The 11,899-nt window shown below is 52.3% G+C and carries 10 protein-coding genes, 1 tRNA gene and 1 pseudogene; 3 read left to right on the forward strand and 9 right to left on the reverse strand.

Features of this window, described 5'->3' with window-relative positions; translation table 11 throughout:
- The first annotated feature begins 250 nt into the window (after positions 1-250).
- Positions 251-403: a DUF2949 domain-containing protein gene (locus tag IGR76_14985; protein MBF2079779.1), complete on the forward strand. Its 153-nt coding sequence runs from the start codon at positions 251-253 to the stop codon at positions 401-403.
- A 315-nt stretch (positions 404-718) separates the two neighbouring features.
- Here the strand turns inward: IGR76_14985 and IGR76_14990 are convergent, their stop codons facing one another.
- Both IGR76_14990 and IGR76_14995 read right to left on the reverse strand, forming a co-directional pair.
- Positions 719-2,743: a type I secretion C-terminal target domain-containing protein gene (locus tag IGR76_14990; GenBank protein MBF2079780.1), complete on the reverse strand. Its 2,025-nt coding sequence runs from the start codon at positions 2,741-2,743 to the stop codon at positions 719-721.
- 656 nt (positions 2,744-3,399) lie between these two features.
- Positions 3,400-3,618, reverse strand: coding sequence for an RNA-binding S4 domain-containing protein (locus IGR76_14995; protein ID MBF2079781.1), 219 nt, complete (start codon positions 3,616-3,618; stop codon positions 3,400-3,402).
- 30 nt (positions 3,619-3,648) lie between these two features.
- Here IGR76_14995 and IGR76_15000 point away from each other — a divergent pair, with 30 nt between their 5' ends.
- A complete protein-coding gene (locus IGR76_15000; protein ID MBF2079782.1) occupies positions 3,649-4,638 on the forward strand; it encodes an o-succinylbenzoate synthase in 990 nt (329 codons plus the stop codon).
- Positions 4,587-6,023: a 2-succinylbenzoate--CoA ligase gene (locus tag IGR76_15005; protein ID MBF2079783.1), complete on the forward strand. Its 1,437-nt coding sequence runs from the start codon at positions 4,587-4,589 to the stop codon at positions 6,021-6,023. Before IGR76_15000 ends, IGR76_15005 begins: the two co-directional genes overlap by 52 nt.
- Positions 6,024-6,055: 32 nt before the next feature.
- On the opposite strand, the gene IGR76_15010 is transcribed toward IGR76_15005, so the two are convergent.
- The 7 genes and pseudogenes from IGR76_15010 to IGR76_15040 form a co-directional block, all read right to left on the reverse strand.
- A complete protein-coding gene (locus IGR76_15010; GenBank protein ID MBF2079784.1) occupies positions 6,056-6,814 on the reverse strand; it encodes a class II aldolase/adducin family protein in 759 nt (252 codons plus the stop codon).
- Between the two features lie 25 nt (positions 6,815-6,839).
- Positions 6,840-8,123 (reverse strand): glutamate-5-semialdehyde dehydrogenase, encoded by a 1,284-nt coding sequence (locus IGR76_15015; GenBank protein ID MBF2079785.1) that lies wholly within the window; start codon positions 8,121-8,123, stop codon positions 6,840-6,842.
- Between the two features lie 10 nt (positions 8,124-8,133).
- A complete protein-coding gene (locus IGR76_15020) occupies positions 8,134-8,550 on the reverse strand; it encodes a hypothetical protein (GenBank protein ID MBF2079786.1) in 417 nt (138 codons plus the stop codon).
- A gap of 506 nt (positions 8,551-9,056) precedes the next feature.
- Positions 9,057-9,128: transfer RNA gene (locus IGR76_15025), tRNA-Gly, on the reverse strand.
- 48 nt (positions 9,129-9,176) lie between these two features.
- Positions 9,177-9,464 carry a hypothetical protein gene (locus IGR76_15030; protein ID MBF2079787.1) on the reverse strand — a complete coding sequence of 96 codons (288 nt, stop codon included), beginning with the start codon at positions 9,462-9,464 and terminating at the stop codon, positions 9,177-9,179.
- Between the two features lie 176 nt (positions 9,465-9,640).
- Positions 9,641-10,618: a hypothetical protein gene (locus IGR76_15035; protein MBF2079788.1), complete on the reverse strand. Its 978-nt coding sequence runs from the start codon at positions 10,616-10,618 to the stop codon at positions 9,641-9,643.
- Positions 10,619-10,823: 205 nt separating this feature from the next.
- Positions 10,824-11,718, reverse strand: a pseudogene (locus IGR76_15040) (ABC transporter ATP-binding protein).
- Positions 11,719-11,899: the final 181 nt, after the last annotated feature.

Here is an 11,899-nt window from a genome sequence, read left to right on the forward strand (position 1 = left end):
ACGGACTCTCAGTGATGAACCGCTCAAACACTTCTCCTAAAATCATGGCTCAAACGTGGGTGTTAGACGTTTAGCTTTTAGAATAGAAGCCCAAAAGCCACTGATAACAAGGATGATAGAAAATGTTAAGAAGCTCTCAAATGACCTTTAGAGGGCTGGCTCTATAAGCCTAATGAGGATGTTTCTAAAGGTTTAGGTTTTCCGTTCACACACTCTCTCGATACCCCCTATCTATTTGGGAGAATAGACAATGAGTTCAAGATTTATCAATAGACTGATTGACTTTGTTCAAGCCGAGTTCGGCCTCTCTAACGATGAAATTGGCGTTGTGCTACACTATGACGACTGTGCGACGCAGTTCCCCATGATTCTTTGGCAGTATGGCTTTATTACGGTCGAATAGCTTGATACCCTCTTTGACTGGCTCGAACATGCAACGGGTCGTTTTGTAGATGGATAAAGTGCTGCACTGAAGTTCTGGCTCATTAAGATAAATCGCCGCGAGACCGACTCGAACGTCAAATCTCGCGACGTGATGGGAAACGATTGAGGCTCTGGGCTGATTGACTGCCAAAAGCTTCACGGGTAGGTTGGGTGGAGCAACGTGGAACCCAACGCCAGCAATGGTTTCGTCGGTTTTCGCTCGTGCTTCACCCAATCTACGAAAAATCAAGGGTTTCAAGAGTTTTGTTAGTCAACCAAGTCTCTGGGAGGGAACTTAATCAGGCAGCATCGACACAGACGTAATCACGTTTTGGACGCCTAACGCTTCTGCCGATACGTTTTCTAGGGTGGCGAGTCGTTCAAACGTGCCCGGTTGGCGATCGCCCAAGGGATTTACCTTCACCACCACATTATCTCCCTCTTGCTGGATCTGAACGTATTTCTTGAACGGGCGATCGCTGCTGAAATCGTTACCTGTAAAGAGAGACAGAAGGTTAAGGATGTCTTTCCTAGGATTAAAGTCGGTAATCACGTCACTGCGATCGCGAAACGCCTCGTACACAAATGAATCTCGTCCAGAACCGCCTGTAAGCTCATCATTTCCACGTCCACCTACGATCCCATCGTCCCCAGCACCGCCTAGAATCGTATCGCCTCCACCCAAGCCAAGAATAGTGTCTCCTTGCTTGCTTCCTCGCAGGCGATCGCCCTCCCTTGTGCCTTCAATCTCCAATGGAGAGGGACTAACAGAGAGCGTGCGGCTACGGCTAGCGGTTCCAAATTCAAAGGCTCCGATGTCGGGTTCACCGTCTCGCTTGACACCAAGCTGATCGGTTTTGGGCGCACCATTGACTCCTTTATCAATGGCGGGGCTACCCTTCTGCAAGGGATACACATACATCCCGTCCATAAGCTCTAGTCCACCTAGTTTTGGATCAATGAGTTTAACGTTGGCGGTCGCGTTATAGTCGTTACCAAGGTTCGTTGCTTTCGGTGGATACTGGATGTTACCACCCTTATCGATGAGTTCACGATTCGTGTGTTGTTGGATGCCCCAGTCGTTTGAGCCATTATCGGCAGTGTTTTTGTAGAAGATGGTGTTTTTAACGCTGACATTGTTTCCATCTCCGGCGGAAATACCACCGCCGACCCATCCGGCATAGTTTTTGGCAATTGTGGAGTTGATAATCTCTGTGGGGCTGTAGAGGGTCATTGCGCCCCCGACATTGGACGTATCTTTTCCAGTAACGCGATTGCCTGAAAAGGTCGCGTTGGTGATCAGACCGGGAGAGTTCATCGTCCAGATGCCACCCCCTTGTCCTTTCGCTGTGTTGTTGATGAAAGCGGCGTTGCTGAGTTTTAACCCTCGGTTGATTTCGTTGCTCATTACCATCAAGGCTCCGGCATTGCCGCCTTCCCCGCCCCGGAGTCCGGTAACTGCATTGTCTTTGAAGACGGCATCGTCAATGACGACGTTATCCTGGCCTCCCGTGTAAAGATAGACGGCTCCCCCAGCGGCACGACCTTTATTGCCATCAAAGATTGTGTTTAGGAGCTTAATAGTGCCGGACGGTTCACTCGTTGAGCTAGCGCGATCGGCATAGATTGCGCCGCCATAACCGCGCAGAGAGGGATTAGGTTCGCCGTTGTCATAGGAGGCTGCGCTAACATCGTTGTCAAAAAACTTAGAGTTTTTAATGGTGAGCTTACCATTAAGGCTGTTGATTGCCCCACCATTGATACCACGATTCTTTCGAAAGAGACTGCCAACGATGGTGCATTCTCGCGGCCCCCAAAAGGCGATCGCCCCTGCTCCTCGTTCATCGTTGTCTGCGATCGCGACATTGCCAATAAACTTCGAGCGTTGAACGGAAAGCGTCCCTTCAAAGGCCGTAAAAATTGCTCCCCCGCCCTTATCCGCTTTATTTCCCTTGAACAGAACATTCTCAACAACGACCTGTCCCTGATGCTCTGTGCTGATGGCTCCGCCGCGATCGCTGGTGTAGCCATCGGCTAGGGTCAGATTTTTTACCGTGAGGCGGGAAGGTGTTGCAGACGTGGATTGGAGCAGCAAAATGCGATGTTTATCTGCCCCACTGATGGTCAGCCCCTTAGCATTGCCACCGTCAATGGTGAGGTTTAATCCGGCAGGGACTTCAAGCTGGCTTTTGAGCGTGATGGTTTTGCCCGCAAGCTTGGGGGCAAATTTAATCACGTCCCCACTCTTGGCGGATGCGATCGCCTTACGAAGCGATCCTGCACCGGAATCCCCTGTGTTTGTTACGTTGATCGTAGACATAACTCTCCTTTCACAATCCTTGTTTGAGTTTGATTGCAGGACTTGACGAGTTCCGTTGAGAATTGTTGCTGCACAAAATCTGCATAAATGGCTCTGGTCAAGGACTTTAGCCAATCCTAAGCCCTTTTGATTGTAGTCGGTCAAGGGACTGTATACCTGGGGGAAAAGTCTTAATCATGACGCTTGCATGAACGTCGACGAGCAGCGTCTTTTCCGCGCTTTTCCGGAGTAGTGCCTTGGAAAGCGATTGCGTGACGTTCTATTCTCCATCAGACCAGTAACCATACAGGCACTACGACAATGCCCACCTCGTATCCTAGTGCCTGAGCGAATCAGAGGTGGGCGTTTTGTCAGAATTGGAGTTGTACGACAAGAAAGAGTTTTACTTCATTTGCAGAACACAGGCAAGGTTTCGATGTCCCATCCGTCTACATTTATTCGTCCGTTCTTGGAGAACCGTTGTGAGAATAATGGCGATGACAACGACCGAGAGAAAAGCGATGTATTCAGATTTCATTAATAGGTGTGGGAACGCGACAATACACGTTGAGAGATAGCGTGTTTTGCCCCTAGTCTAACGAGACCCCAGGCGTTTTCAGGTAAACGTTGCGTAAAGTCTCAACGATAACGTAAGGGAATCGTTAAGGAACCTGCCCTCAATCCTCAAATTCCACCATCAATTCTTCGTCGCCAAAGCCGACCAAATCCCCATGCACCAACTTTCGACCGCGACGGGTTTCCACCTCTCCATTCACCATCACTTCCCCAGATTGGATCAGCATTTTGGCTTCTCCCCCTGTGCCCACTACACCCGTCACCTTTAAAAACTGATCGAGCTTAATAAACTGCTGCATCTCATCCGATGATGAACTCATAGCGTCTTCTATCTTCAATTGCCCATCGTCATGCAGTATAGCGTTGAGTACCGAGTTTACCATCGTCCCTTTGCTCGTCCCCTGTCTACAAATCACGGACAGTGGCAGGTGCGATCGGGAATCCTATTGCGAGTTCAGGCTGAGTCTGGGCAGGTGCGCTATGGCGAAATTGCGCCGCTGGAGTGGTTTGGAACCGAGTCCTTGGCAGAGGCGATCGCCCATTGTGAGGCATTACCTTCTCCCTGCTCCGAGGCCGATTTACGCACAACGCCCGATCATCGTCCAGCGTGCCAATTTGGGTTGGAGTCGGTTTTGGAGTCGTTTTCTCCATCGCCATTGTCCGGTTCGTTGCCCGCCAACAGCGTGTTGCTGCCCACCGGACAAGCGGCGCTCGATACTCTTCTGATGCGGTCAACCTCAGAGAGTTCCACGTTTAAGTGGAAAATCGGTGTGGCGTCGTTAGCGGATGAATTGGCCTGGTTCGATCGCTTGGTGGAACTATTGCCCGATCATGCTCAGCTTCGATTAGATGCCAATGGGGGACTGTCGTGGGCGGCGGCGGTGCGGTGGTTGAAACGGTGCGATCGCGCCCAGAAAGTTGAATTTCTAGAACAGCCCCTTTCTCTAGACCAATTTGACGCGATGGTGTCCCTCAGCCAACAGTTTCAAACGGCGATCGCCCTAGACGAATCGGTAGCGAGTTTGGATCAGTTGGAAGCGTGTCTGGATCGGGGATGGTCGGGTGTGGTGGTCTTGAAGGCGGCGATCGCAGGTTCTCCCCATCGTTTGCGGCAGATCAGCCAAGGGCGATCGCTCGATGTCGTGTGGTCATCGGTCTTTGAAACGGCGATCGCCCAGCGTTATATGTTGGAACGCTTGATTCCGTCGATTCCGGTGCGACGTGCTCGTGCCCTCGGTTTTGGCGTCAATCAATGGTTCAATGATGGGTGGTCGTCTTGCTCTGACGAATGGCTATGGCAACGCCTCTGTCCGCCCGATCAATCCTCGAACGTCGTTTGAACGATCCCTGGCTGTTGGGATGCGATTCTCAGCGCTTTTGGCGAATCCTGGGGCAGCGCATTGGGGAATTAGAGCAATACCCGCCACCAACGCGAGTACTCCTGGCCGATTCCGATCCGGTTCAATTTCTAGCGGGGTTTTTTGCGGCTTGCGCGACGGGTCATCCCCTGTTTTTGGGGCATGCGGGCTGGTCTACGCCGGAATGGGAGAATGCGGTGCGGGTTGTGCAGCCGGATCTGGTCTGGAGCAAGTCTTCTTCGGAGACAGGGTATGACCGCTCTTGCCCCGACCGATCTCCCCGGCAGTCTGACTGGCTGGATGAGATGGATGCTCCGATCTGCATTCCCACGGGCGGAACATCGGGACAGCTTCGGTTTGTGGTTCATACCTGGGATACCCTGCTGGCCTCGGTGCAGGGTATGCAGGCGCATTTTGATGTCGATGCGATTCACTCCTACTGCGTGTTGCCTGTGTACCATGTCAGTGGTCTGATGCAGGCGGTGCGATCGCTCGTTACGGGGGGAATGTTGGCGATCGCCTCCCCGAAAGACCTCACCCCAATTCCTCTGGATCTGGATCCGCGTAATACGTTCCTGTCCCTGGTTCCGACTCAGCTTCAGCGTTTGCTCGCCCAGCCTAATGATCTGAGGGACGTTGCTCAGTTTCGCGCGATTTTGATTGGGGGTGCCCCTGCGTGGCCTGCCCTCCTCAATCAAGCCCGTCAACACCATCTGCCCCTAGCCCCGACCTACGGCATGACCGAAGCGGCCTCCCAGGTGGCGACGTTGCACCCAGAGGAATTTTTAGCCGAAGCTACCCACGTTGGGCGATCGCTCCCCCATGTTCGCCTAACGGTTGTTGATTCTGAGGAACAACGCCTTGCAGAGGGGCAACTTGGACGCATTCAGATTCAGGCAGATTCCCTGGCCTGGGGCTACTATCCAGGGGAACCGTGGCGATCGCGCCTGTTCCTTACGGATGATATGGGTGTGCTAGATACTGCAGGCCATCTCTGCATCCAGGGCCGATACAGCAACAAAATCATCACGGGTGGCGAAAACGTATACCCCAATGAGGTGGAGGCCGCGATTTTGGCGACGGGACTGGTTCGGGATGTTTGTGTGCTGGGGCAACCTGATACCACCTGGGGGGAAGTGGTCACGGCGATCTATGTGCCCCAGTCTGAGGCGGATTGTGAGGAGGCGATCGCGGCATTGTTGCGATCGCAGCTTAGCCCGTTCAAAATTCCGAAGCGGTGGCTTGCCCAGTCCAGCCTGCCTCGCAATGCCCAGGGCAAGCTAAACCGAGTCGCCCTTCGGCAACAGCTTATCCCGATTGCTGAAATACCAGCTACGGATCAAATCCTGGACTCACCAACGGCATAGCGCATTTTCAACTCAAAACTCAAAATTAGGCATTACGCCAACAGATCCGGCTGTTCGCGCACCATCTTGTCATACAACGACTGAAAGCACAGCCACCCCATAAAGGGAGTCCCTACCTGACTAAAGGTGAGGCTGGCCGTGTCGGGATCACTGTGGACGGGTTGACCTGCGGCTTCCGCCATCAACTGCGCCTGACAGGAACGATCCATCGTAATAAACCACCATGCCGCTTCATCGACCGACTGCCCGACGGTGAGAAGGCCGTGATTTCGGAGAATAATAGCTTTGCGATCGCCCAGCGTGGCTGCAATGCGTTTACCTTCGTCTAGATCCAGCACGACTCCCGTATAGTCATCGAATAAGGCGTGATCGTCGTAAAAGGAGCAGGCATCTTGGGTGATGGGATCGAGCAAGCGCCCCAGGGATGACCACGATTTGCCATAGGTGGAATGGGCGTGGGCAGCGGCAACCCCATCGGGACGGGCTTGGTGAATCTGGGAATGGATCGCAAAGGCGGCGGCATTCACCATGCGATCGCCTTCAACGACTTCGCCCTTGTGATTGACCAGCAGCAGATCCGATACTCGAATATGCCCGAAATACATGCCAAACGGATTTACCCAAAAACAGTCGGTATGCTCTGGATCCCGCGCCGTAATGTGTCCTGCCACCCCTTCATCAAACCCATAGTGGGCAAAGATCCGAAACGCGGCGGCAAGACGCTGCTTGCGATGCAAGCGTTCGGCCTCGATGGACTCAAATTTGGGAAGGTAAGAATCAGAATTGGGCATTCAGAGTGCTCATCAGTGAATGGGGTCACGATCCGCTACTACCGCTGCCTTGGACAATCTGCTTGATCGTGGTTAGCGTTTCCAGACTAATCGGCCCTCGGCGTTGTCCCTTTTGGTTGGACATCCCTAAAAATACAGGTTTTCCGACACCGGGCGATCGCGAAAAGCGAGGGGAGGCATTAATGTAGGTCGTGGCGCTATTCACCCGACGGGCAAAGCGGTGACTTTCGCCGTAGGATTCCGTCGCAATGCAGTCGGCATGCCCATTGCTGTGGTGGTTAATCCAATCGATCGCCAAATCCAGACTATCGGTCATTTTGAAGGCGATTGTGTTGTCCAGGTAGGCTTGCTGCCACTCGTCCTCTTCCACAAGCCCAAGGTCTGGAAACTCGGCAACGAGTTCGGCATCCCCTTTAATCGTGAATCCCTTTTCCTGGAGGCTACTCCACAGCATGGTTAACGCCGAGCCGTTGTGGTGTCGATTAATTAACACTTTTTCGATGGCGTTGACGGGGTCAGGCTCGCTTTGATGGCTATCGGTAATAATCCAGCGTGCCAACTCAATACTGGCAGAGGGCGACCAGTAGAGATAGCAGTTGCCAATAGCCGTTTTGAGGACGGGGGCAGTGGCTTGGCGAATCACCTGCTGCACCAGGCTGGATCGTCCGTAGGGGATGAGCAGATTAATATAGCGATCCTGCGTGACCAACTGGCGGAGTATATCCCCCTGATCGGAGGGCAAAAGCTGGACACTCTCCACTGGGAGCCGAGCTTCATCGAGGGCATCCTGCAAGGTTTCCACCATGATCTGATTGGAGTGGCTGGCTTCGCTCCCCCCTTTCAGAATTAAGCTGTTTCCAGTGCGAAGGCAGAGGCCAGTGGCGATCGCCCCCAACTCTGGAAACGATTCATAGATCAGGGAAATCACCCCCAACGGCATCAGTTGGCTGTAGGTTTGGCACTGATCCACGGTGTAGGGAGTATGCATTACCTGCTGAATCGGGTCAGCCATATCGCCCAACTGCTGCAGAATTTGGGCTGCAATCTGTAATCGCTCAGGGGTAAGCTTTAGCCATTCCAGCAATAACCCCGGAACGGCCATATCCAAACTCATTTCTAGATCCAGCGTATTAGCTTCTAGGATGTCGTCCTGGCGCTTCACCAGTGCTTTTGACATTGTTTTTAGCGCTTTACTGCGGGCAGAGCCACTAAACTCCGCTAGCACCCCAGACGTTGTATAGGCACTATGGGCGATCGCCTGAACTCGATCAGCCGCAGAATCGGAAGGTTGTGAAAAGGAGGTAACCATCGGCTCAACGTTATGAAGAGCGTCGATGTGCTGCTATCCAGACGAGGGATAGCAGCACTACGGAGACAAAAATTAAAATTCGACCAACGGGAATGATGAGGCCGGCCTGAGATTGCAACGCCGCGATCAGGAGCACAATCGTTAGCCCTAGCAGCAGGGTGGGGAGCATCATTGACAGAATGTCATGAACCAGCATGGGATGAGTCGTAATCCACTGATGACCACTCCACCGCCAAATTTTCTTATAGGGGTAGTGGTTCACTAATTGTTCGATGGTGTGTCCATTCTCTTGAACTACAAAAATATGTTGGCAGCGATCGCACCCAAACGCATCGGTCAGTGCGATCGGAATCAGCCGCCCGCGACGACGGCATGGACACGGATAGTCAGAACTTAGGTCAATCTTATGAGGCTTTTGAGTTTGCACAAGTAGCCAGGTTTAGAATACAAGGGTACTAAAGCTGAAGTAGATACTAGGTAACGAGCAGTTGGACATCGCCTGAGACATGAGCCAGAACGTTCGCAGAGAAGCCCTATAACGTTCTAGCCTAGTTTTTCTTTCAAGGGCTATGCGCTCACGCCCGGATACAGACAAATGGGTCAACGGTTTCTTCTTATTATCTATAACCTTTCTGTAGAGATCCAGTGTCTTGCAATCTAGAGCAATATTGAGAACCCTAAACGATCCTGCATATCGCTTCAGCCTAGCGGAGGTCATGAGCACCGCTGTTCCAGAAATTGGCAAATATTCCCAATGACTACTTTGGTGTTTAGATAAGGTTTAAGGCTTTTCTAAACAGTATCAGTCACTTTCAAACTAAGTTGATTACAAGGAATTCTGGTTTTGATTCCTCCATTCCCCTTAAAAAGATTGAATGCAGGGGAAACCTAGCCAAGGTCTACAATCTAACAATTGCTCTGGATTTATTTCAAAGCGGGTAACGCGATTCGAACGCGCGACATTCACCTTGGCAAGGTGACGCTCTACCACTGAGCTATACCCGCAAGCATATATCTCAATATGCCAGAGGGTAGAGCGTCTGTCAACTAGTCTCAGCCGATTATTTTGGCATGGGGATCACCTGCCGCTGTGAGGACTTTGAACTCTGATTCGCCAGCTTTGCGGATTTGGTTTGCCATTTGCGCCGAAAATGCCAGCAGTGCGCCGAGTTGGATCAGGCTGGCAAGCACAATATTCGCAATGGACGCAGACGGAACCGCCGCCAAGCTAAACGCGGAACAGAGCCACAGCAGCGGCATAGTGTCGGGATAGGCCGAGCCAATCAAAAACACCAGAGGCGGTACAAACACAAGACCCGTAACCGTGAGTGTTGCCAGCACTAGCTTGGATTTGGCTTCGGAAAAGACGATGAGTTGGGCAATCAGGGTGCAGGTGAGTAGAAAGACAGCGGACAGGGCGATCGCACTCAGTGCAATCCCTCGTTCATCACTGGTGTCATGAGGCCAAAAGATCAGCCAAACGGTGATACCAACGAGGGCGATCGTCAGATTGATCCCTAGGACTCTAACCCGGTAGGACTCTTATCGTTCCAAAGCAAGTCATGGAGCAGGTGGGGCGATCGCTCCTGGGCGCTGGTTTGAATTCGACGATAGCGGGCCCAATCGAGTACGGCTTGGCGGCTAGGCATGAGGGCGGCTGCCAATACCGTAAACCAGACCAGGTTGACGAACGCGAAGGTGGCGACGTATTCCAACGGATCAAACCCGTCTTCCACCTCGTGGATCATCATTCCAATCAGCCAAATCTCGAACAAAAGCGTGACGAGGTAACTTTGCCGCTTGCTGATCAGCAGGGCGTTGGGATTGCGAAAATGCCGATTTACGCCGATCCAAAGCCAGTAGGTCGCCACCCCCAGCGAAATGACCCACCAAGCGGTAGCCTGGAACAGGGAATCGCCAATATCAAGGCTGTACCATTGCTGGATTGGCAGATAGTTGGATGTATAGCTCAAATCTCGCCAAGTCACAGCGAGAAACATGCCGCCCAAACAGACTGCCAATGCCCCTACCCATGCCTGCCTGACCCCTAGGACGAATAACAGCGCACTGGTGAACGCTAGTTCCCACAGGGCGAGAACACTAGTGTACAGAGCAAGAAGCAGCCCACCTGAGAGGTTTGCTCCAAACCCCAGGATGAGATGTACAGGAATCGCAAGGGCGATCGCCAAATAGGCCAGAATCGGTACGCCCAAAAGTTTGCCCCACAAAATTCGCTGGCTGGTTTGGGGACTTAACCGGATAAAGTTCAACGTACCCCGCTGCTCTTGTTGTCCCAGATCGTTCATGAGCAGATACACCCCCGCCAACAGTCCTGCAAAGACCAGCAACCAGGATAGGACTTGAAAAACATCCAGGCACCAGTCTGTCCAGTTGATGATGGGATAGCCCAGATCATCAAATACACAGGTGGGATAGTAGTACTCAGCCGAACCTGTACAGTACTGACTGGATTGAGAGCGAGAATCGGGGAGCATGCTGGCAAATCCCAGCACGATCAGCCCTTGAATTCCCAAAGAAGACAGGATCGCCAGAATGGCATTCCGGCGTGTGAGTCAGCCTTTTACTTCGCGAAAAAACTGTGGATTTCAGTCTATCAATGCATTCAAAGATGTAAACACCATTGATAACCTCATGGGTAAGGAGCGTACGGAGTCTGTAGATGCAGCCCAACTTTTTCGGCTAGGAACTCTGCTGATGTCCTAATCGCAAAAAAATTGTTTCCAAATCGTCCTGGGCAAGTTGAAACTCGGTCAGGGGAATGCCAGCTTCGATGAGCGATCGCAGCAATTCAGCGCTATCTTCAGGCGTTACGGAGAACTCAACCTTGAGGCGGCCTGGTTCGGTCAGGATCTCTACATTGCCGACTCGATGACTGTCCCGAAGGGCAGCTTGGAGATTGGCGCGATCGCCCAAGGTAGTCAGCAGAAGATGTCCGGTACTGAGGCGTTGATACAAATCGGCCAGCGGCGCACTTTCCACCAAAAAGCCCAGCTCCATAATGCCCACGGCACTACAAAGCTCGGCTAAGTCGCTTAACACATGGGATGAGATCAAAATCGTCATGCCTGCAGCTTGTAACACCCGAATGATCTCGCGAAACTGCTGACGGGCGATCGGATCTAGACCAGATACGGGTTCATCTAGCAGCAACACAACAGGTTCATGAATAATCAATCGTCCGGGCGAGGCTGAGGCGTTGCTTCATGCCGCGTGAAAGGGATTTGATCAGGCTGCGGCGTTTATGGGAGATCTGCACGAGCTCTAACACTTCGCAGATCCGGCGATCGCGCTGAGGATTCGCAAGATTATAAAGACGGGCAAAGTAATCGAGATAGTCCCAAACGGTGAGGTCGTCGTACAGCGGGAAATCGTCGGGGAGGTAATAGATTTCGCCCAGGGTGAGTTCTTCCGCCGCTGCTAACATCTGAATCAGGGGCGTTTTGCCTGCCCCGTTGGGGCCAATCAACCCAAACACGTCACCGGATTGAACTTGGAGGTCAAGATCATTGACGGCAATATGGCGATCGAACCGTTTGGTCAACCCGTGGGTCGAAATTGCGAGGGAAGACGCCATCGGTGAGGAGTGAGAGCGCAGAGAGAATTAGAACTGTTGCCAGCCTATCCTTTTGATCCCCCCTATGGCAGCCCCATTACGGAAACCGTAACGAAGCGTGTGCAGTTTTAAATAACGTGTCACCTAAGCTCGACTTTATCCAATCAGGCGGCATGGCAGAGTAACTCGGTCCAGGTGTCGA

Origin of the sequence: Synechococcales cyanobacterium T60_A2020_003, from assembly GCA_015272205.1 — a bacterium.
In the GTDB taxonomy this organism is placed as follows: domain Bacteria; phylum Cyanobacteriota; class Cyanobacteriia; order RECH01; family RECH01; genus JACYMB01.